The organism is Rhodococcus sp. OK519 (assembly GCF_003051005.1).
Lineage (GTDB): Bacteria > Actinomycetota > Actinomycetes > Mycobacteriales > Mycobacteriaceae > Prescottella.
The window spans coordinates 524,369-545,461 of the sequence record NZ_QAOW01000002.1; the positions used below are offsets into that span (position 1 = coordinate 524,369).

The 21,093-nt window shown below is 69.0% G+C and carries 19 protein-coding genes and 1 pseudogene; 4 read left to right on the top strand and 16 right to left on the bottom strand.

Annotation, left to right across the window (positions count from 1 at the left end; translation table 11 throughout):
• Nucleotides 1–2: 2 nt before the first annotated feature.
• From C8K36_RS09870 to C8K36_RS09920, 11 genes are all read right to left on the bottom strand, one after another.
• Nucleotides 3–365: a Rieske 2Fe-2S domain-containing protein gene (locus C8K36_RS09870; RefSeq protein ID WP_107984276.1), complete on the bottom strand. Its 363-nt coding sequence runs from the start codon at nucleotides 363–365 to the stop codon at nucleotides 3–5.
• 109 nt (nucleotides 366–474) lie between these two features.
• Nucleotides 475–2,229, bottom strand: a complete 1,755-nt coding sequence (locus C8K36_RS09875) for a cation acetate symporter (protein WP_107984277.1) — start codon at nucleotides 2,227–2,229, stop codon at nucleotides 475–477.
• Nucleotides 2,230–2,239: 10 nt separating this feature from the next.
• A complete protein-coding gene (locus C8K36_RS09880; RefSeq protein WP_420910870.1) occupies nucleotides 2,240–2,545 on the bottom strand; it encodes a hypothetical protein in 306 nt (101 codons plus the stop codon).
• A 65-nt stretch (nucleotides 2,546–2,610) separates the two neighbouring features.
• Nucleotides 2,611–3,408: a LytR/AlgR family response regulator transcription factor gene (locus C8K36_RS09885; protein WP_107984278.1), complete on the bottom strand. Its 798-nt coding sequence runs from the start codon at nucleotides 3,406–3,408 to the stop codon at nucleotides 2,611–2,613.
• Between the two features lie 63 nt (nucleotides 3,409–3,471).
• A complete protein-coding gene (locus C8K36_RS09890) occupies nucleotides 3,472–4,617 on the bottom strand; it encodes a sensor histidine kinase (RefSeq protein ID WP_420910871.1) in 1,146 nt (381 codons plus the stop codon).
• Between the two features lie 59 nt (nucleotides 4,618–4,676).
• The gene (locus C8K36_RS09895; protein ID WP_107984347.1) at nucleotides 4,677–5,873 is read right to left on the bottom strand and encodes a lipase family protein; all 1,197 of its coding nucleotides are present in this window, start codon (nucleotides 5,871–5,873) and stop codon (nucleotides 4,677–4,679) included.
• A 29-nt stretch (nucleotides 5,874–5,902) separates the two neighbouring features.
• A complete protein-coding gene (locus C8K36_RS09900; protein WP_107984280.1) occupies nucleotides 5,903–7,540 on the bottom strand; it encodes a Na+/H+ antiporter in 1,638 nt (545 codons plus the stop codon).
• 58 nt (nucleotides 7,541–7,598) lie between these two features.
• The gene (locus tag C8K36_RS09905; protein WP_107984348.1) at nucleotides 7,599–7,790 is read right to left on the bottom strand and encodes an antitoxin; all 192 of its coding nucleotides are present in this window, start codon (nucleotides 7,788–7,790) and stop codon (nucleotides 7,599–7,601) included.
• A 40-nt stretch (nucleotides 7,791–7,830) separates the two neighbouring features.
• The gene (locus C8K36_RS09910) at nucleotides 7,831–8,517 is read right to left on the bottom strand and encodes a PaaI family thioesterase (protein WP_107984349.1); all 687 of its coding nucleotides are present in this window, start codon (nucleotides 8,515–8,517) and stop codon (nucleotides 7,831–7,833) included.
• A gap of 67 nt (nucleotides 8,518–8,584) precedes the next feature.
• Nucleotides 8,585–9,235: a ScbR family autoregulator-binding transcription factor gene (locus tag C8K36_RS09915; protein ID WP_107984281.1), complete on the bottom strand. Its 651-nt coding sequence runs from the start codon at nucleotides 9,233–9,235 to the stop codon at nucleotides 8,585–8,587.
• Between the two features lie 110 nt (nucleotides 9,236–9,345).
• Nucleotides 9,346–11,811 carry an HAD-IC family P-type ATPase gene (locus tag C8K36_RS09920; protein WP_107984282.1) on the bottom strand — a complete coding sequence of 822 codons (2,466 nt, stop codon included), beginning with the start codon at nucleotides 11,809–11,811 and terminating at the stop codon, nucleotides 9,346–9,348.
• Between the two features lie 78 nt (nucleotides 11,812–11,889).
• On the opposite strand from C8K36_RS09920, the gene C8K36_RS09925 reads away from it, so the two are divergent.
• Entirely contained in the window at nucleotides 11,890–14,268 is a 2,379-nt protein-coding gene (locus tag C8K36_RS09925) for a glycoside hydrolase family 3 C-terminal domain-containing protein (RefSeq protein ID WP_107984283.1), read from the top strand.
• An 18-nt stretch (nucleotides 14,269–14,286) separates the two neighbouring features.
• Here C8K36_RS09925 and C8K36_RS09930 read toward each other — a convergent pair whose 3' ends face one another.
• Nucleotides 14,287–15,387, bottom strand: a complete 1,101-nt coding sequence (locus tag C8K36_RS09930) for an MBL fold metallo-hydrolase (protein ID WP_107984284.1) — start codon at nucleotides 15,385–15,387, stop codon at nucleotides 14,287–14,289.
• A 27-nt stretch (nucleotides 15,388–15,414) separates the two neighbouring features.
• Nucleotides 15,415–16,146 (bottom strand): enoyl-CoA hydratase, encoded by a 732-nt coding sequence (locus C8K36_RS09935; RefSeq protein ID WP_107984285.1) that lies wholly within the window; start codon nucleotides 16,144–16,146, stop codon nucleotides 15,415–15,417.
• A 168-nt stretch (nucleotides 16,147–16,314) separates the two neighbouring features.
• Here C8K36_RS09935 and C8K36_RS09940 point away from each other — a divergent pair, with 168 nt between their 5' ends.
• Nucleotides 16,315–17,385, top strand: coding sequence for an NAD(P)-binding domain-containing protein (locus C8K36_RS09940; RefSeq protein ID WP_107984286.1), 1,071 nt, complete (start codon nucleotides 16,315–16,317; stop codon nucleotides 17,383–17,385).
• A 10-nt stretch (nucleotides 17,386–17,395) separates the two neighbouring features.
• Here C8K36_RS09940 and C8K36_RS09945 read toward each other — a convergent pair whose 3' ends face one another.
• Entirely contained in the window at nucleotides 17,396–18,751 is a 1,356-nt protein-coding gene (locus C8K36_RS09945) for a DUF1254 domain-containing protein (protein ID WP_107984287.1), read from the bottom strand.
• 69 nt (nucleotides 18,752–18,820) lie between these two features.
• Between C8K36_RS09945 and C8K36_RS09950 the strand changes: the two genes are divergently transcribed.
• Nucleotides 18,821–19,300 (top strand): cupin domain-containing protein, encoded by a 480-nt coding sequence (locus tag C8K36_RS09950; RefSeq protein WP_107984288.1) that lies wholly within the window; start codon nucleotides 18,821–18,823, stop codon nucleotides 19,298–19,300.
• 13 nt (nucleotides 19,301–19,313) lie between these two features.
• Here C8K36_RS09950 and C8K36_RS09955 read toward each other — a convergent pair whose 3' ends face one another.
• Both C8K36_RS09955 and C8K36_RS09960 read right to left on the bottom strand, forming a co-directional pair.
• Nucleotides 19,314–19,733, bottom strand: a complete 420-nt coding sequence (locus tag C8K36_RS09955; RefSeq protein WP_107984289.1) for an SMI1/KNR4 family protein — start codon at nucleotides 19,731–19,733, stop codon at nucleotides 19,314–19,316.
• 120 nt (nucleotides 19,734–19,853) lie between these two features.
• Nucleotides 19,854–20,477, bottom strand: coding sequence for a DUF1109 domain-containing protein (locus tag C8K36_RS09960; RefSeq protein ID WP_107984290.1), 624 nt, complete (start codon nucleotides 20,475–20,477; stop codon nucleotides 19,854–19,856).
• A 389-nt stretch (nucleotides 20,478–20,866) separates the two neighbouring features.
• Here C8K36_RS09960 and C8K36_RS25145 point away from each other — a divergent pair.
• Nucleotides 20,867–21,093, top strand: a pseudogene (locus C8K36_RS25145) (HNH endonuclease); the annotation flags it as partial.

Genomic DNA, 21,093 nt, shown 5'->3' on the forward strand with positions numbered 1-21,093 from the left:
GGTCACCACCAGGCGTTGGCGGGCCTGACCGGCCGGCCGGTGGGCGGGGCGTCGGACCGCTGCAGATACAGCAGTCCGTCCCGCTCCTCCGTCGTCCACGAGCGGATCGGGAGGAGCTTCGGCGAGCCGCCGACGCACTTGCCCTGGCCGTTCCAGCGCCAGAGGTGTGCCGGGCAGTCGATGGTGTCGCCCACGACCCTGCCCTTGCTCAGGTTGGCGCCCATGTGCGGGCAACGGGAATCGAGGACGTGGATGACGCCCGCCCGATCGGAGTAGGCCACGAGGTCGGTATCGAATGCCCGGACGGCGTGCGGCTTTCCGTCACGCAGGTCGTCGGCCGTTCCGAGGCAGTGCCAATCCGACACGGGGTCTCCTTCTTCCGAGCGTGCACACGGGCAGCGCACGCAGACCCGTCACGTTCGCCGATACCGAGGAACCGCGTCAATCGCGAGACCCGCCCACCGGAAACTCGCGTCAGGTAGACCGCAGGTCGCCCTCGCGGTCGCGGCCCATCCCGAGCCGCTCGGGTGCGTGCATCCGGGCGAAGATGCGTCCCACGTCGCGCGGTGCCTGCCGTCGGGTCGCGATGCTGACGAAGACCATTGCCGCGAACGACAGCGGGACGCTCACCGCGGCCGGGTACCCGATGAGCACCGACGGCCAACCGTTCCACAGGTTCTCGGACGGCACACCCAGCACCGCGAGCAGCGCCGCTCCCCCGCCGGCGACCAGTCCGACGATCATTCCGGCCGTGGCGCCGGCCGCGGTGAGCCCGCGCCACCAGATCCCGAGGACCAGCAGCGGGCACAGCGTCGACGCCGCGACCGCGAACACCAACCCCACCGAGCGGGACAGGTCCAGCGACGCCGCCCCGAGCGCGAGAACCAGCGGGACCGTCCCGGCCAGTACCGCGGCGACGCGGAAGTCGCGGACCCGTCCGCGCAGCACGTCGGTGCTCAGGACACCGGCGATGCTCACCAGCAGGCCCGACGACGTGGACAGGAACGCCGCGATCGCACCGGCCGCGACGAGCGCCGCGAGCAGCTGGCCGCCCCAGCCGGACAGCACCGCGGACGGCAGCAGCAGCACCGCCGCATCCGACGTCCCGGTGATGAGCAACTGCGGGACGTACAGCCGCGCGAAGACCCCGAGCAGCACCGGGAACAGGTAGAACACGCCCACGAGCGCGATCACGACCAACGACGTCAGCCGGGCCGCGCGGCCGTCGGGGTTGGTGTAGAACCGCACCAGCACGTGCGGCAGGCCCATCGCACCGAGGAACGTCGCGAGGATCAGCGAGTACACCTGGAACAGTGGGTGCGGACCGCCGAAGCCGCCGCCCGGATCGAGCCACCCGGCACCGTCGGCGGGGGCGCCCGCGACGACCGGCACCGGCGATCCGGCGGGCAGCACCAACGTTGTGCCCTTGCCGAGTTCGTGCCGGCCGGCGCCCAGTTGGACGTCGCCCGACACCGGTCGGCCGTCGAGGTCGCCGTGCACCGTGACGTCGGTGGCGGCGGCGACCTGCACGACGACGTCGGTGGTGATGTCGACGGACGTCTGCGCCGTGACGGTGGGCGGGGCGGGCGCGCCGACCGGTCGCTCGTCGGCGAAGAAGTACACGGCCAGCACCAGTGCCGGGACCGCGACGGCGGTGAGCTTGAGCCAGTACTGGAATCCCTGCACGAACGTGATGGACCGCATGCCGCCGCCCACGACGTTGCCGATCACGATCGCCCCGACCACCACGACGCCCACCCACCCGGGCACGCCGAGCAGGATGTTCAGGGTCAGGCCGGCGCCCTGGAACTGCGGCACCATGTACAGCCCGCACACCGACGCGACCACCACCATCGCGACGCGCCGCACCAGCAGCGAGCCGAGACGGAACTGGGCGAAGTCGAGGACGGTGTAGGCGCCGGAGCGGCGCAGCGGCGCCGCGACGAACAGCAGCAGTCCCAGGTAGCCGGCGGTGAAGCCGATCGGGTACCACAGCGCGTCCGCACCATATTTCGCGATCAGGCCCGCGACCCCGAGAAATGATGCCGCCGAAAGGTATTCACCGGAGATGGCGGCGGCGTTCCAGCGCGGCCCGACGCTGCGCGATGCGACGAGGAAGTCGGAGGTGGTGCGCGCCAGCCGCACCCCGTAGATGCCGATGCCGACGGTGGCGACGGCAGCGGCGACGAGCGCCAGCACTGTGAGGAGAGGTATCGGCTGTCCGGTCATCGGCGCGGCCTCAGTCGTCGACCAGGTCGGCGAAGTCCTGTTCGTTGCGCTCCGCGGCGCGGATGTAGAACCAGCCCGCCCCGAGCAGGACCGGGATCGGCACGATCGCGGCCAGCAGCCACGGCAGGCGCACCCCGAACATCGTGGCGTCGGCCGTGCTCGGGAACACGAACAGCACGACGGGAACGACCGCGAACAGCAGCGCGACCGCCGCCGCGACCCGCGCGGCCAGGCTCAGCTGGGCGCGGACGAGTCCGCGGATCATCGCATCGCCCACCTCGGTCTGTTCCTGCACCTCGACGCGGGTCCGCACCATCCGGGCGCCGCGCCGCTTCGCGAGCACCACCCGCTCCCGGGCGGGCGGGACGGCACCCGGCGACGTCACCTCGACGTCCAGCTCTGCCGTGGACCGCGGATCAGTTTGTCCTTCAACTCACGGGTGTGGCGCCGGCTCACCGGCAGTTCCACCGACGGCGCACCGCCCTGCGGCCGCAGGCACACCACCAGGCCGGACCCGACGCTGCGGATGCCGGTCACCTCGGCGAGCGATACTAGGTACGAGCGGTGCACCCGCAGGAAACCGGCGTCGGCCCAGCGGCTCTCGAGCGACGAGATGGGGATGCGCACGAGGTGCGATCCGGTGGCGGTGTGCAGGCGGGCGTAGTCGCCGTCGGCCTCCACCCACTTGACCGTCGAACGCGGCACGAGCGTCGTGACACCGCCGAGTTCGACGGGGATCACCTCGTCGACCGACGAGTCTTCGTCGCCGTCGCCCGTCGAACGGCGTCGTCGCTCGACGATCCGGCGCACCGACTCGGCGAGACGCTCCTCCCGCAGCGGCTTGAGCAGATAGTCGACGGCACCGAGATCGAAGGCCGCCACCGCCCGGTCCTCGTGCGCGGTCACGAACACCACCGACGGCGGCTGCGCGAACTGGGTGAGGATCCCGGCGAGTTCGAGGCCGTCGAGGCCGGGCATGTTGATGTCGAGGAAGACCGCGTCGATGCCGCCGTCACGCAGGATGCGCAGCGCGGTGGTCGCATCCCCCGCCGTGCGGATGTCGCCGATCTCGTCGCGGGCGCGCAGCAGGTACGCCAGCTCGTCGAGGGCAGGTCGCTCGTCGTCGACTGCCAGCACCGTCAGGGGGCCGTCGGAGGGCCCGTCAGAGATCTCGTTCACAACGAATCCATCGTGCCACGTCGGACGGGTCGCCCGGACCAGGCAGGCCGACGCTCGCCGCCGTCACACCCGGATGCCGGGCCGGAATTTCGGGACCCGCATGCTGACCTTGGTCCCGGCGCCGGGAGCCGTCTCGACCACGAGGCCGTAGTCGTTGCCGAACGCGGCCCGCAGCCGATCGTCGACGTTGGCCAGGCCCACGTGCGCGGTCTCCGACGCACTCGGTCCGCCGGTCCCGGACGCGACGGCGTCGAGCTCACCGGACCGGAGCAGTTCGGGATCCATCCCCACGCCGTCGTCCTCGACGCTGATGACGCAGTCCGGTCCCGCATCGGACGCGACGATCGAGACGGTGCCCCCGTCCGGTTTGCCCGACAGCCCGTGCCGCACGGCGTTCTCCACCAGCGGCTGCAGCGCGAGGAACGGCAGCACCACGCTGAGCACCTCGGGTGCCACCTGCAACCGCACCTGCAGGGTGTCGCCGAAGCGCGCACGCTCGAGGGTGAGGTAGCGGTCGATGTTGCGCAGTTCGTCCGACAGCACCGTGTACTCGCCGGCCGACCGGAACGAGTAGCGCGTGAAGTCGGCGAACTCGAGCACCAGTTCGCGGGCCCGGTCCGGGTCGGTGCGGACGAACGACGCGATCGTGCCGAGCGCGTTGTAGATGAAGTGCGGACTGATCTGGGCGCGCAGGGCCCGCACCTCGGCGCGGTCGAGCCGGGCGCGGGAGGTGTCGAGTTCGGCGAGTTCGATCTGACCGCACGCATACCGGGCCACCTCGGTGAGCGCGCCCAGCATCGCCGGTCCGGGTTCGGTGGTGACCACGACGCCGAGCGCCCCGACCACCCCGGTGCCCTCGATCAGCAACGGTTGCGCCACGAGCGCCCGCACGTCGTGGTCGCCGGCGCCCCGCTCGAGATCGGCGTGCCCGACGAGGACACGCCGGCCGCCGTCGATCGCCCGCTCGGCCGCGGCGACCAACTGCGCCGACAGGGCCTCGTGCGGTCCGGTCCAGGCCAGCACTTCGCCGTCCGGACCGATGATCGCGAGCGACTGCGCCCCGGTCAGCACCCGCAGGTGCGGCGCGGCCTCGCGCGCCGACGTCTCGTCCAGGCCGCGGCGCAGCGGGCGCGCGGCCAACGATGCGGTGTGCAGGGTGTCGTGCACGGCCCGCTCGGCGGGTGTGGTGAGCACGCGCCGGGTCCGCATCGCGACATACGTGAGCGATACCGCGACCACGACAACGACCGCGGTCCACACGAGAGCGGTCACCGCGGCGCCTGCCCGGCGCACGTGCTCACCGCGGGGACCCCGTAGAAACGGTCCGTGATCCAGTCGACCGCCCCCGGCAGCGCCTTCGAGTCGGCGTGCACGTCGTCCGCGCGGTAGCGCAGTTCGATCACGTCGCCCTGCCCGCACGCGCGTCCGACGGCCGCGGTCGTCCAGTCGGGACGGATGAGGTTGTCGCGTCCGGCGACCACCACGAGCAGCGGTCCGGCCGCGGGTTGCTGCGGGAGCGCGTCCGCGGTGAGCCAGTCCCGCATCCGCACGACGTCACTGTCGCTGCGCGGCAACGTGTCCGCCGGGGTGACGTTCAGCGCGACCGACAGCTTGCGCGACGCGAGTGCGCCCGTGCACGAGCGGATCACGTCACGGTTGTCGGCGAGCGGGCCCCGGATGTAGGCGCTGGCATCGAGGTCGGGGTGGGACACGCTGAGCCCGTCGAGCAGCATCGGCAGGAAGATCTGTTGCGGGAGGTCGAGATTCGGCGGCCCGTCCGACACGATCGGACTCAGATCGGCGGGCGGAGACAGACTCGCAGAGCCGACGAACTCGAGACCGTCGCCGTACTGCCCGGCCCGCTCCGCGGCCGCCCACGACGCCTGACCGCCCTGGGACACCCCGATCGCGGCCCACCGCGGCGACGCGTCGGGCACCAGCATCCGGGCGGCGCGGACAGCGTCGATCATGTTGTACGCCGCCGTGATCGGTTCCAGGTACGGGTGCGGGCCGTCGGTGCCGAGGCCCTCGTAGTCGGTGGCCGAGACGACGAATCCGCGGGCGAGTAGATCCCGCACGAGCCCGGCCGAACCGAGCAGGTCGGGATGCCGCGACGGTGCGCACTCGTCGAGCAGTCCGGTCGTGGGATGGCCGAGGGAGACGACGGGCCACCCGCCGGGCGGCGCCTGCCCCGGCGGGACGAACACCGTGCCCGACACCTCGGTGCCGCGCCCGTCGATCCCCGACGTCGAGCGGTACAGGATCCGCTGACCCGTCAGCCCGGTGCCGGTGAACGGTTCGGCCGACACGACGACGCCCCGATCGGCTGGATCGGGTGGAGCCGCCGTCTCGGACGTCGGCGTCGCGGTGGTCCGCGGGGTCTGCTGCTCGTCCGCGGTGGCCGAGCAGCCCACCAGGACCGCCGCACACAGCAGCACTGCCAGTAGCGCACCAGTTCGGGTCACGGATCGATTGTGCCCGTCAGAACACCGAATCAGCCACGACGCCGCCACACCCGCTGCTCCGCAGCGGCCTCCTCGATGTCCCGGGACTCGAGTTCGGCGCGCAACACCTCGTCGTCGAGGATGCCCTCGTCACGGGCGGCGATCAGAGCGCTGCGCTGGGCCTGCAGGACGCGACGGCGCACCGAGTCGAACAGCGCGCCCGCGTGCTTCAGCTTGATGTCGTCGCCGTCGTCCTCGCCCTCGGCCTCCTCGACCCGGGCCTGCGCGCGGATCGACACCCGCACCCGGTTGAGTGCCCGGACGAACTGGTCCGGGTCCACCCCGGCGGGCGGACCCGCCGCGACCTCGGCCAGGGCCCGGTCGGCGGCATCGGAGGCGATCCGACGCGCGATCACTGTCTGGTGGTGGGCCCGCTCGAGTTCGGCGGGGTCGGCGACGTCGAGGCGCCTGATCATGAACGGAATGGTCGCGCCCTGAATGAGCAGTGTGCCGACCGCGACGACGAAGGCGATCGCCTGGATGACGCCGCGACCGGGGAACGGATCACCCGACGCGGTGAGCACCGGAATACCGCCGGCGGCCGCGAGGGTCACCACGCCGCGCATGCCCGCCCACGACACCACCAGTTTCTGGCGCCAGTTCAGGGTGGGCTCCGTCGATCGGTGGCGACGCGGGGAGAACCGCAGGCGCACCGGGCCCCAGTTGAGGAACACCCACAGCGGCCGGACCAGGATCACGACCACCAGCACCGCGAACCCGTACGCGAAGATGTGGTGGACCGGCAGTCCTTCGTCGGCGACGTCGTCGATGACGAACTTGAGTTGCAGGCCCATGTAGGCGAAAACGAACATCTCGAGCAGCAGATCCAGAGTTGCCCACAGCGACCGCTCCTGCAGCCGGGTGGGAATCGAGACGTTGGTCGCGTGATGACCCATCACGAAGCCGGCGACGACGACGGCGAGCACGCCGGAAGTGTGGATCGACTCCGCGGCCAGGTAGGCGGCGAACGGCAGCACCAGTCCGAGAACGGTTTCCAGCGGGGAGTCGTACATGCGAGCGCGCACCCACCGGACGACCGTGGCCATGACGACGCCGATCGCGACGCCGCCCGCCACCTCGTAGAGGAAGAACAGCAAGGGCTGCTCGACGACGACGCGGGTGCCGGCGACCGCGGCCACGCTCACCGAGAACAGCGTCAGTGCTGTCGCGTCGTTGAGCAGGCCTTCACCGGTGAGAATTGCAAGGACGCGTTTCGGCAGACCGAGTTTGCGGCCCACACTGACCGCGCTGACGGCGTCGGTCGGCGAGACCACCGCGCCGAGGACGAGCGCCGCGCCGAGCGTGAACTCGGGCACCAACCAATTCGCGAAGAATCCGACAGCGAACGCGGTGACCAGCACCAGGCCCACGCCGAGTCTCAGGATCGAGGCGAAGTTGCGACGCAGACTCGACAACGAGAAATCGAGTGCCGCCGCGTACAACAGCGGCGGAAGCACCACGCCGAGAATGATCTCGGGTTCCAGTTCGAGCCGCGGCATTCCCGGTATGAAGGATGCCGCGGACCCGAACGCGACGAGGACGAGCGGAACCTGCAGGTCCCGTCTTTTCGCCAGGCTCGTCACGGCGATGGCCGCGATCATGACGAGCAGCACGAGTGTGAGGTTCACCCGTCGATTGTGCCGCCGATCGTTCCGGACAGGTCATCCGGCGCGAACGACGCGCGGCTCACTCCTTGGGCGGCACGACCTTCTTGGCAGCCTCGGCGGCCTTGTCGATCTTGTCGCTGTACTTGCCGCCGGTCTTGTCGTCGGCGAGACCGGCGGCCTTGTCGATGACGTCCTGCACCTTGTCGGAGTGTTCCGAAGCGAGCTCCTGGCCCTTGTTGACCAGGCCCTTGACCGAATCCATGAATCCCATGGACACATTCTCCCCCATACGCGTGCGGGCCGCCCGCGCCTCAGGCTGGGCCGGGTACCGGCAGCGCGTGGGTTCCGCCGGCCTCTCGCGCCCAGCGCGGCAGAATGAAGATGCCCTCGGCCTCGATGCAGACGCCGTCCGGGCCGGCGATGTGTCCGGTCACGAACGTCTTGACGCCCTCGACCCGGTCGACACGGGCCTCCACGTGCAGTCGACCCAGCGGCGTGGGACGCCGGTAGCGCAGGGTCAGGGTCGCGGTCATGCCCGGTGCGCCGCCGTGCTCGGCGGCCTCACCGAGGACCTGATCGAGCAGCAGGGCCGAGATACCGCCGTGGGTGAGACCGGCCGGCCCCTCGTACTGCATCCCGAGTTCGACGTCCGCCCACACGCGACCGTCCGGTTCGCGCTGGATCAGCAACGGCGGCGCGACGGCGTTCCGCAGACCGACGACGGCATTGCCCCACGCCCGCCGGGTTCCCGACGCATTCCATCGCACCCCGTACGGATGCGGACGGGTCTTCTCGGCCAGCAGTTGCTTTGCCGCCTCGATGTGTTCCCGCGCGCGCCGGATGTCGTCGTCCTCGGACTCGGTGGCCAGCGTGAGCTCGACCAGATCCCGGACGCTCTCGGTGAGTTCGCCGTAGAGCTCGGCCTCCCGCGCGATCTCCTCGTCCGTCAAGTCCTCGAAAACATAGAGACCCTGCTTGCTGTCGACCGACTCCGTCACCACGCCTCATTCCCGCATGCACTCGATGTGCATCATGCACGTGACGTGGACAATACCGAGGGCTGAGTCACACCATCTCGGCGCACCAGCGCGCGGAACTGGCCGGGCCGATCCGGTCGCGCCGGTTCACGGGGACGATCCCGGGGAGCAGCACGCCCCACATCTCGTCCACGCGCCGCTCCACGTCCTCGAACCAGGTCCGCACCCGCGACACCAACTGCGTCCCGGTGACCGCAGCGATCAGATGACGAGCGAGCACCGGCGGCGACACCGATTCGGCGATGTCGCCCTGCTCGACGGCGCGGGCCACCAGGCGGGTCGCCGAGTCCGTCCACGGCAGGTAGGGGTCGGCCGGGGCGTCACCGAGCGCATCGGTCGCACCGAGTTCGACGGTGAGGCGGATCCCCGCTCGGACGATCGGATCGTACGTTTGACGCGCCATCTCGTGGCACAGCATCACCATCTGCTCGAGCGCCGACGCCTCGGTGGCGGCGATGGCCTCGGTCGCCCGCACAGCCAGAAGGTGCTGTTCACGGATGATGTGGTGGGCCAGGTCGTCCTTGGAACCGAAGTGGAAGTAGAGCGCGCCCTTGGTGATTCGCGCGCTCTCGACGATCTCCTCCACCCGCGCCCCGTAGTACCCGACGCGGTCGAAGACCTCGGCCGCACGAAGGACGATCTGCTGTCGGGTCGCGACGGCACGGGCCTGCTGCGCCACGTCGCACCTCCCCCGGAGTCCCCCATCGAGCCGACGGGTGGTCGGTCGTTGGGAAGGTACCACCCGACAGGTGTCCATGCACCTGTCGAGTGGCACTCTGTCTTCCGGTGTCAGTGCACCCCGGGCAGGTCGTCACTCGACGCGAACAGACGGCGATGTTCGCCGTGGATCCGTCCGGTCACCCACCACGCGATCTCGACCAGGACGACACCCACCAGGCCGATCACGAGCGCCGCGGTCGTCGCGCCGACGTTCGACGGGTCGAGTTTGAAGAACTCACGGGTGAACGAGAAGCCGAACAGGATGACGTAGCCGAGGACCGAACCCACGAGCAGCACGATCTTCCACCACGTGTACGGGCGGGCGACCACCGCGAGCACCCACAGCGCGATCATGATGAGCGTGATCAGGGCCGTCGTTCCGGCCTGCTCCACCTGCGCCGCCGTGGCATCCGGGCCCGCGTACGCCAGGAGGTACGAGACGTAGGTCGCGACACCGATGATGACGCCCGACGGGATCGCCAACCGCATGACCCGTGCAACGAAACCGGTTCGTGCCCTCTCGTTGTTCGGGGCGAGCGACAGGATGAACGCCGGGACGCCGATCGTGAACCATGCTGCGATCGTCACGTGCCGCGGCAGGAACGGGTACGGCAGCGGATCGAATCCGAAGATCTGCGCGGCCACGCCCGAGACCCCGATGAGGAACGCCAGCAGCACCGAGTACACGGTCTTGGTCAGGAACAGATTCGAGACCCGCTCGATGTTGCCGATGACCCGGCGGCCCTCGCCGACGACGTACGGCAGCGTCGCGAACTTGTTGTCGAGCAGGACGATCTGTGCCACCGCACGTGTCGCCGGGCTGCCCGAGCCCATCGCGACTCCGATGTCGGCGTCCTTGAGCGCGAGGACGTCGTTGACGCCGTCGCCGGTCATCGCGACGGTGTGTCCGCGGGACTGCAGCGCGGCGACCATGGCCCGCTTCTGATCCGGGCGGACGCGGCCGAACGTGGTGGACTCGTCGAGGGTGTCGGCGAGCTTCTCGGAATCCTCCGGGAGCTTGCGCGCGTCGATCGCGTGATCGCCGCCGGGCAGTCCGAGCGATGTCGCGACGGCGCCCACCGAAACCGCGTTGTCGCCCGAGATGACCTTGACGTCCACCTTCTGGCTCGCGAAGTACTCGAGGGTCTCGCGGGCGTCGGGCCGCACCTTCTGGTCGAGGATCACCAGCGCCCGCGCGGTCACCACGCCGGGGGCGTCGGGGGCGTCGACCGACCGGTCACTGCTGCCGAGCAGCAGCACCCGCAGCCCCTGCGCACCCACCTCTTCGGCCTGCCGCGCCATGTCGCTGTCCGGGTCGAGCAGGACGTCGGGGGCACCGAGCAGCCAGTTGCCGTTGTTGCCGTAGGACTGGCCGCTCCACTTCTTGGCCGACGAGAACGGCGCCACCGCGGTGGGCTCCCACCCGGGATCGTCGGTGAGGGCCTCGCGGATCGCGAGCATGCTGGCGTTGGGGCGCGGATCGTCGGCGGCCATCGCGGCGAGCGCGCGCGTGGCCTGCGCGTCGTCCTCCTTGGCGGTGCGCAGTTCGGCGAGCTTCATGCCGTTCTCGGTGAGGGTGCCGGTCTTGTCGGCGCACACGACGTCGACGCGGGCCAGTCCCTCGATCGCGGGCAATTCCTGCACGAGGCACTGGCGCCGGCCGAGTCGCACGACGCCGACCGCGAAAGCGATCGAAGTCATCAGCACGAGGCCCTCGGGGACCATCGGCACCAGCGCGGCCACCATGCCGTTGAGGGCGGGGCCGAGTGCCTGACCGCTCGAGAACAGCTGGTTGTAGATGATGAGCAGACCCGCCGGGATCATCAGGTAGGTGATGAACCGGAGGATCTTGTCGATGCCGGAGCGCAGTTCGGAGTGCACCAGCGTGAACTTGCTGGCCTCCTCGGCGAGCTTGGCGGCGTACGCCTCGCGGCCCACCTTGGTGGCGCGGTAGGCACCGCTGCCGGCGACGACGTAGCTGCCCGAGAGCACCTGGCCACCGGCCGCCTTGTGCACGGCGTCGGCCTCGCCGGTGAGCAGCGACTCGTCCACCTCGAGCGCAGACGCCTCGACGACCACGCCGTCGACCACGATCTGGTCGCCCGGTCCGAGCTCGATGATGTCGTCGAGCACCACGTCCTTGGGCGCGACGGGGGCCGCCGCGCCGTCGCGTCGGACCACCGGCTTGGCCTGACTGACGATTGCCAGCTGATCGAGTGTTCGTTTGGCGCGGATCTCCTGGAAGATGCCGATCCCGCTGTTCGCGACGATCAGCAGGCCGAACATCCCGTCGACGATCGACCCCGTCGACAACACGATGATCAGCAGCACACCGAGAATCGCGTTGATCCGGGTGAACACGTTTCCCCGGATGATGTCCTTGACCGAGCGACTCGCCCGGTCGGGAACATCGTTGGTCTGCCCGTTCGCTACGCGCTGCGCCACCTCGTCGGCGGTGAGGCCGTTCTCGATGTGTCGAGGATCGGTATCCAGGGTGCCTACAGCGCCGCCTTCGACCGGGTCGTCCGTTGCCATGACACGAAGGCTATTCCAACTGTCCGATCACACGTCAGAAGGTCCGCGGTGCGGCCGCGTCCCGGGCATGCTGGTCGCATGACGATGCGCGAGCAGGTGTCACTCACGTCCGGTGCCGACTTCTGGCACACGCAGGCCTCGCCGGGAGCCGGGCTGCCGTCCGTCACGCTCACCGACGGCCCCCACGGCGTCCGCAAGCAGCGGACCGAATCGGGCTACTCCCCGGAGTCCGTCCCTTCGACCTGCTTCCCCACGGCATCGGCGCTCGCGGCGACCTGGGACGCCGAGCTACTCGAGGAAGTGGGTGTCGCGCTGGGCACCGAGGCCCGCACCGAGGGCGTGAGCGTCCTGCTCGGGCCTGGCGCGAACATCAAGCGCAGCGCGCTCTGCGGACGGAACTTCGAATACTTCTCGGAAGACCCGTTCCTGTCGTCGCGGATCGCGGCGGCCTGGATCCGTGGCGTGCAGGCCACCGGTGTCGGGGCGTCGCTCAAGCACTTCGCGGTCAACAACCAGGAGTTCCGCCGCTACAGCATCGACGCGCTCGTCGACGACCGCGCGCTGCGGGAGATCTACCTCGCGAGTTTCGAACACGCCGTCACCGACGCCCGGCCGGCGACCGTGATGGCCGCGTACAACCGGGTGAACGGCATCCACTGCACCGAGAACCGGTGGCTGCTCACCGGCGTCCTGCGCGAGCAGTGGGGATTCGACGGCCTGGTCGTCTCCGACTGGGGTGCGGTCACCCGGCGGTCCTCATGTCTGGCAGCCGGACTGGATCTCGAGATGCCCGGCTACGGCGGACGCGGCGACGAGTCCGTGTTGGCTGCGGTCGAGACCGGTGAGCTGTCGGCGGTCGCGATCGAGCGCGCCGCCGACGCAGTCACACACCTGGTCGAGCGAACAGAGCCGGCGCGGGCGGCCGATCCCGGATACGACGAGGCCGCGCATCACACGCTTGCACGGCGTGCGGCCGAGGCCGGCACGGTGCTTCTGAAAAACGACGGTGTCCTGCCGCTCGCGGCGTCGGCGCGAGTCGCGGTGATCGGAGAGTTCGCGAAACAGCCCCGCTATCAGGGTGCGGGCAGTTCGGGTATCAACCCGCATCGCCTCGACGACGCGTGGACGGACCTGATCGACCGGGTCGGGGCCGAACGGTTGGTGTACGCGCCCGGCTACCACCGCGGCTCGGGGCGGACCGATGCGGCGCTGCTCGAGCAGGCGCGCGCGATCGCCCGAGAGGCCGACGTCGCGGTGGTGTTCGCGGGGCTGCCCGACAGCTACGAGACCGAGGGCGTCGACCGCGCGAGCCTGAACCTGCCGGACGGCCACGACGCGCTGATCGCCGCGGTTACCGCGGTGTGCCCGCGCGTGGTGGTGGTGCTCGCGAACGGCGCGCCGGTGCTGATGCCGTGGCACGACGACGTCGCGGCGATCGTCGAGTGCTATCTCGGCGGACAGGCCGCGGGCAGCGCGATCTCCCGCATTCTCACCGGCGACGCCGAACCGGGCGGACGGCTCGCGGAGACGTTTCCGCTGCGCACTGCCGACAATCCGGTGCACGTATGGCCGACCGGCCCGGCGACGCTCGAGTACCGCGAGAGCATCTATGTCGGCTATCGGTACTACGACGCCGCCGAGCTGGATGTCCGGTACCCGTTCGGTCACGGGCTGAGCTACACCTCGTTCGTGTGGTCGGAACTCGAGATCACCGAGGTGTTCGACAGCACTGCCGACGACACCGAAAAACGCTTCGACGTCGCGGTACGCATCACCAACACCGGTGACCGTCCGGGCAGCGAGGTGGTGCAGGTGTACGTGCGCGACGTCGAGTCCACCGTGTTTCGGCCCGAGCAGGAACTCGCCGGCTTCGCGAAGGTGTTTCTCGTGGCCGGGGAATCGCGCCGCGTCACGATCCAGGTGGACCGGCGCGCATTCGCGTTCTGGGACACCACGATCGGCGATTGGGCGATCGAATCGGGCGACTTCGAGATTCGGGTCGGGGCGTCGTCGCGCGACCTCCGGGCGTCGGCGACGGTGGCCCTGGAATCGGATCGGTCCGGCTTCGATCCGGGGCCGCTCGCCTACCACGGTTCGCCCGTGTTCGAACGTTCAGCCTTCGCGGAGCTGTACGGAAAGACGCTGCCCGACAACGTCGTCGATGCGCCGGGTCACTACACCGTCGACACACCCGTCGCAGACATCCGGCACCCCGCGGCGACGCTGCTGACGTCGTTCCTGCGACGCAGGGTTGCCGCAATGGCACCGACGACGGACGACGACGATCCGTTGTCGTTGCTGTTCGAGCGGTCGCTTCAGGAGTTACCGCCGCGGATGCTGCCGATGCTCACGCAGGGCGCGGTCACCCCCGACGCGGCAGCGGCCTTCGTCGACATCTGCAACGGTCGCGGAGTGCGCGGCATCCGCGCACTGGTGACGGCACTGATCCGAAGGTGAGATCACCTGCGGCGCAGTTCAACCCAGGTCTTCCCACCAGGACTTTCGGTCCAGCGGACGGAGCGCGTCCACCCGTTGACCGATCATCGGCACCGTCATCGCGACCCCCGCGTCCGCGGCGGCGTCGGACAGCCGGGTGATCGGCTCGCCCCACGGGTGGAACGCCAGGTTGAACGTGGCCCAGTGGATCGGGATCAGGAGCGCGCCACCGATGTCGAGATGGGTGCGAACCGCTTCCTCGGGGTTCATGTGGATGTCGGGCCAGCGCTCGTCGTACGCGCCCACCGGTAGCAGCGTGACGTCGAACGGACCGTACCGGCGACCGAGATCCGCGAAGCGCGGCGTGTAGCCGGAGTCACCGCCGAAGAACACCCTGTGCCGCGGTCCGGCGATCACCCACGACGCCCACAGCGTGGTGTCGCGGGCCAACCCGCGGCCAGAGAAGTGCCGGGCCTCGGTGCACGTGAGGGTCACCCCGTTCACGTCGGCCGCCTCGTCCCAATCCAGTTCGACGATGCGGTCGTCGGGCACGTTCCATCGTCGCAGGTGTGCCCCGACCCCGATCGGCACCACGAAGACGGCGTCCTGAGTGCGCGTGAGCCCGGCGACGGTCGCCTGATCGAGGTGGTCGTAGTGGTCGTGCGAGATGACGACCGCGTCGATGGGCGGCAGGTCGGCCAACGCCAGCGGCACAGGGTGCATCCGAGCCGGCCCCACGACGGCGGAAGGCGAGACCCGCTCGCTCCAGACAGGATCCACCAGCACCCGGCGGCCGTCGATCTCGATCAGCACACTCGAGTGCCCGAACCACGTCGTCGCCAGATCCCCTGCCTCGGCTGGAGCCAACGGGGTGGCGAGCGGAATCGTCCGCCGCGGACGCCCGATGCTCCCACGGGTGATGAGGGCCTTCGCGAGCCCCGACTGGGACCCTGCGGGCAGCGACGAACTGGGGTCTGAATTATGGAAACGGCTGTCCCGGTAGCGCGGTGACGATTCCGCGTAGGGCTCGATCGCCGCACGCGACGCGCCGAGTGCGGGCAGCGTCCCCCAGGCGGCGCGTGCCACCCAGCCTGCACCGGCGGCCGCCGCCGCAACGAGCACTCCCCTGCCGATCATCATCGGTCCTCTTCCTGTCGACCTGTCCACCTACCGGCCCCGGAAGTCCGGTGCGCGCTTTTCCATGCGGGCCGCCCGCGCCTCCTGTGCGTCGTCGCTGCCCCACGCCGCGTAGAGCGCGGCGAGTTGTTCCTCCGTCTGCGCCTCGCGCGTGCCGTCGTCGTTGAAGACCAGCTTGAGATGGCGCAACGACAGCGGTGCGAGTTCCGAGATGGCGCGCGCCCATTCCTGCGCAGTCACGAGGTCACCGAACTTGTTGGCCAGCCCGCGCGCAAATGCCTCTTCGGCCGAGATGGTCTCGGCGCCGAGCAGCATCGTTCGCGCCGGTCCGCCACCGACGAGCGCCACCAGTCGGCGCACCGTCCACTTGTCCACGGTGATGCCGAGTTTCGCCGCAGGAACCCCGAACCGCGCCTCGGGCGCGACGACGCGAAGGTCCGACGCGAGCGCCAACTGGGTACCGGCGCCGATCGCGGGCCCGTTGATCGCAGCGATGACGGGAACCGGGATCGAATCGATCGTTTGCAGCATCCCCAGGAGGTGGTCGGTGAAGCCTTCGGCGTAGACGTCCCCGGACAAGTCGGCACCTGCGCAGAACGCGGTGCCCTGACCGGTCAGCACGATCACACGGGCCTCGTCCGCGACCGCCTTCTCGAGCGCCTCACGCAACGCGATGCACAATTCGGTGTTGAGGGCGTTGCGGCGCTCCGGGCGCTGCAACTCGAGGGTGACGACATGGCCGTCACGGCTGGTCCCGATCATGTGGCTCCACTCGCTTTCTCGGGTGCGGGCCCGTCCCGTTGACGGGTCCCCGCGGGTGCGCTCCGAACAGTACCTGTGACGGAGCATCCACAGACACGCCTAGTTCGATGGAACAACCGATACGTCGGCAGCGTTGCGGCAGATTCAGGCTATACAGATCGGAGCGGCATGGACACCGAGCTCGAGGTGGTCGTGATCGGCGCGGGGCAGGCCGGGCTGTCCACCGCGTACCACTTGCGCCGCCACGGTCTGGATCCCGAGTCCGACTTCGTGGTGCTCGACCACGCACCCGGCCCCGGCGGGGCGTGGCAGTTCCGGTGGCCGTCGCTCACGCTGCAGACCGTCAACGGCGTCCACGACCTCCCGGGTATGCCATTCGCCGAGACACTCGGCCCGGGCGTGGATGCGGTGCGGGCGGCCGATGCCGTGCCGCACTATTACGGGCTCTACGAGAAGCGCTTCGACCTGCCGGTTCACCGCCCGGTGCACGTATCGATGGTGGGCGATCGCGCCGAACGACTGGCCGTCGAGACCTCCGAGGGGACGTTCCTGGCACGAGGACTGGTCAACGCGACCGGAACCTGGGAACGCCCGTTCGTCCCGTCCGTCCCCGGCGCCGAGCGGTTTGCCGGGCGACAGCTGCACACCCGCGACTACCGCACCGCGCAGGAATTCGAAGACGAGCACGTGATCGTCGTCGGCGGCGGGATCTCGGCGGTGCAGTTGCTCGACGAGATCTCCTGCGTCACGAGCACCACGTGGGTGACCCGCCGCGAGCCGCAGTTCCGGGAGAAGCCGTTCACCCCCGATGTGGGACGGGACGCCGTCGCAATCGTCGAGGACCGGGTCCGACGCGGGCTGCCACCCGGCTCGGTGGTGTCGGTGACCGGTTTGCCGGTCACGCCGGCGATCCGGGCCGCGCGGGAACGTGGTGTCCTGCACCGGTTGCCGATGTTCTCCGAGATCACCGAGACCGGCGTCCGGTGGGCTGACGGCTCCGAGCAGACTGCGGACGTCATCCTGTGGTGCACCGGATTTCGCTCGTCCCTCGACCATCTGGCACCGCTCCGGCTGCGCGGCGCCGGAGGGGGCATCACCATGACGGGCCGACTCGCAACGCAGGTGGCCGCCGACCCGCGTGTGCATCTCGTGGGCTACGGACCATCGGCGTCGACGGTGGGCGCCAACCGAGCGGGACGCGCCGCCGCACGGGAGTTGACGCAGTTCCTGAATCGGTGAGGGGCGGGGTTCAGCCGTCGGACTTGATGATCGGCGGCATTTCGTAGCTGCCGTCGAGCACCGCCTGATCGGGAATGTACATGCGCAGCAACGGCCGGAACGCTCCGGTCGGTGTCGGCAGCCAGTTGGCTCGAGTCGCCGGATCCGACGGCTCGGTGGCGCTCAGGGTCAGCGTGAGTGAACCGTCGTCGCTGTAGACGAGTCCGGGTGTGCGATCTCCGATCGAGTACCGCCCGATCGGGTTCGACACCAGATAGAAGTGCGGCATGCTGTACATCGTGATCGACCAGAATGCGTCGACGGGCGGTGTGGGCGCGAACGTGATCGTGTACGAGTGGTCGCCGCTCAACTGGTCACCGTCGGAGTCGGTGTAGATCTGACTGTACGCGGCCTCGTAGCCGTGGTTGCCCCAGAGCCCACCCATCGCCGCGGCGGCACGCACACCGATTGCTTTGGCGCGGTCCGATATTCGCCACTCCGGACTGTCGATCGTGCCGATCTCGAAAAAGTCGTCGTTGTAGTCGAAGATGTGGAACGCCTGGTGCCAGCCGTTCACCACTGCAGAGTCCGCTCCGGACTTCAGCGCCTCCTCCACTGCGGCCCTCCCCTGCGCCGCACCCTCCACAAGGATCTTCGCGAGATCGGGATCCGCGTTCGCGTACGGCGACTTCCCTGATTCGAGCAGGCCCAGCGGGGCGAACGCCTGCTGCAGCGCGACATCCCGCGGCGCCGGCGGGAATGCCTGCAAGTAGATCCGCAGCTGTTCCCAGAACAGAAGATCCTCGGGCACTGCGGGATCCGGCTCGGGAAGCCCCTCCGGATCGCTGATGCCGAGCGGTGTCAGCACAGTCTGGTCCTGCAACTTCTGCACCCGCGGCAGGTCGTCGACACCGTCGCAGGCCCAGCGCCCGACGATCGAGACGATGGTGGTCGAGCAGTGGACCGCGGTCGCGTCCGGCGGCAACTCGCCCGGCCATCCGGGCGGCACCAGCACGTAGATCCCGGCGAACGTGCCGGTTGCGCGCTTACCGATGTACGCGAAGTTGTTGGTCCAGGCGTCGACGAACTGCAGAACGAAGTAGGCGTCCGATGTGTCGGGAACGGACAGCAGCAGGGGCCCGACGCTCAGGTCCAACTGCGCCATCGAGTACACCGTGTCGTTGTTGATCGACACGAACGTATCTTCCGGCCCGGCCAGATTCGCTGCATGACTGAAGGAATTGAACGGTGCCGCCGCATTCGCCCCGACGCCCGTCGTGACGAATCGCTGGACCTGCGACAGATTGAACACCGGGGCGAAACCGTAAACGAACGCCTTGACGGCCGACTCCACGCTGACTGCCGAATCACCACTCGGAGGGGTCATGTCGCACATTCCACCACCGACATCCCTCTTGCGTTAGCGATACGCCGACATTGGGTTCATCATGGTCTGGTGACCGATTTCCCGGAGTGGGCCCGCCCCCTCGATCTGGCGCCGCATCCCGAAGGCGGCTGGTATCGCGAGACCTGGCGCAGTGACATCGAATTGCCCGGCGTCGCACTGCCCAACATGTTCGGGGGCGCGCGTGCGGCCGGGACCTCGATCCTGTTCCTGCTCGAAGCCGGGCAGCAGTCGGCGTGGCACGCGGTGCGTGGCAGCGAGATCTGGTTCCACCATCGCGGCAGCCCCATCCTGCTCGAGATCGCCGGCGACGGCGACGCTCCGGGCACCGTCTCGACCTTCATCGTCGGACCGGACGTCGAAGCCGGCCATAGCCCCCAGGTCGTCGTGCCACCGTGTCACTGGCAGCGGGCGCGGCCGGTGGGCGACGAGGCTGGACTGGTGAGCTGCGTCGTCGTACCGGGCTTCGATTTCGCCGACTTCCGGCTCGAAGGCCAGGAGTATCCGATGCCGTCGCCGGCGCAGTTCTGACCGGTGACGCGTGTCAGGCGTGGACGCTGTCTGCGAGGAGAGTTCTGAAATCGGGAGCGAGTTCTACTGTTTCGCCGCCATTGTCGTGATCGGCGAGGCGAACGCGTCCGTCGGCGGCGATCCAGATCGGATTGCCCGATCCGTCGTCGGCGATGACGACACCGTCGACAAGGGTTCCGTAGGCCTCACGAGCCCAGGCGGTCAGCTCGATACTGCTCTCACGACCGAGGATCGACGCGTTGTCCCACGCGTGAACGGGCACACCCACGAAACAGCCGCCCCAACGGCCGACGAACTCCTCGTAGTCCACGTCCGGGGCCAGGCCCAGAGCGCCCAGTCCGCTGCGGAGTTCGTCGGAGGGGATGGGCCGACCGGAACCATACGTGGCCACCGCACGTTCGATGCGCGCGACGAGTTCAGCACCGAGAGCCATACGCCGATCCTATGGCCTGTGAGCGCACTCTCCGTGAGGCATCAACATACGAGGCCGGTCTCGTACTAGGCACGTCCCCTTGGTCGTTCGACCGAATTCCTGCGCACCGAATCTCTCTGCTCAGTCTCGCCAGACCGACTTGTACTCGTACCAGGGCCCGCCGAGGTCGGTGGACGAGAAGTCGTCGAACCCCGAGGGTTCTCCGTTGGGTGAGTACACCCATCCGGTGCTGGTCCCGAAGCCGAGCCAAGGCTCTTCCCGGAAGTAGACCTCGCTGTCACGGCCCTCGAACACCCGGGAGATGTCGAACCGGCCGATCTCGACGTTCTCCCGGGCGCGATCGGAACCCGGGCTCGCAAGGAGCTCCCGCGCCACCTGCTCGAACTCCGGACGCATCTCGTCGAACGGTGTCGGCGGCACGGCAGCACCGAGAACGACGGCGCCCAGCACGATCAGCGGAGCCAGGAGGATCCACCACGACCATCGACGTTCTTCGACGACGAAGATCAGCGTGCGGATCGCCCACACCAGCCCCAATACACCGAGCGCCAGCAGCGCGCCGGCGAAGAAGAGGAATGGCTCGGCCCATTGGAAGCTGCCGAATCGGGACGGCCACAGACCGTAGTGGAGGCAGAACAGGAGACCGACGGGAAGAGCCGTCAGGATCGCGACGATCGGGCCCGGAGGGTTGTATTTTCTGTTGAAACCCGCCCGCTTCACATCAGCAGCCCTCTGATCCCCCATTCCGACAACCTAGCCGGACCTATCGGAGAGGCATCCCGCGCTGACGGTTCCGACCGCCGCAAACAGGTACGTCGGGGCATACAGGAAGTAGCGCATCTGCACGAGTCCACCAAGGAGGAGCACAGCCATGCCAAGTACATGCTCTTCTCGGAGCGCTCCCGTAACTCACCCAGCGCGATAGCTGCGATCACCGCCAGCGCAAACGGCAAGCAGTAGCAGCGCATCGCGAAATCGGGCAGCGATTCACGAGCTCCCCGAAACGGAATGACGGCGAGGACTCCAGTCAGAAGCCCGATAGTGCCGTAGATTGCCGGTCGCACAGAAGCCCCTTCACGTTGACGCACGAGAACCCCATTGACTCGAACACTAGTTCGAACTAAACTCGAGGCATGGATCCGGGGGGAATCATCGAACCAAGCGCAGCGCTATCGCTGAACGCCGACGACGCGCGCCGTCTCCCCGAGGCGCAGATGTTGCAGTCCACTCTCGACATCTCACACGAGATCGAGCGCCTGGAAGCATTGCGTGTCACCATGGTCGCCGAGATCGACCAACGGCCAGTCTCATTCGACACCCTCGGGTTTCGCAGCGTCAAACTGTGGCTCGCCGCGAACAC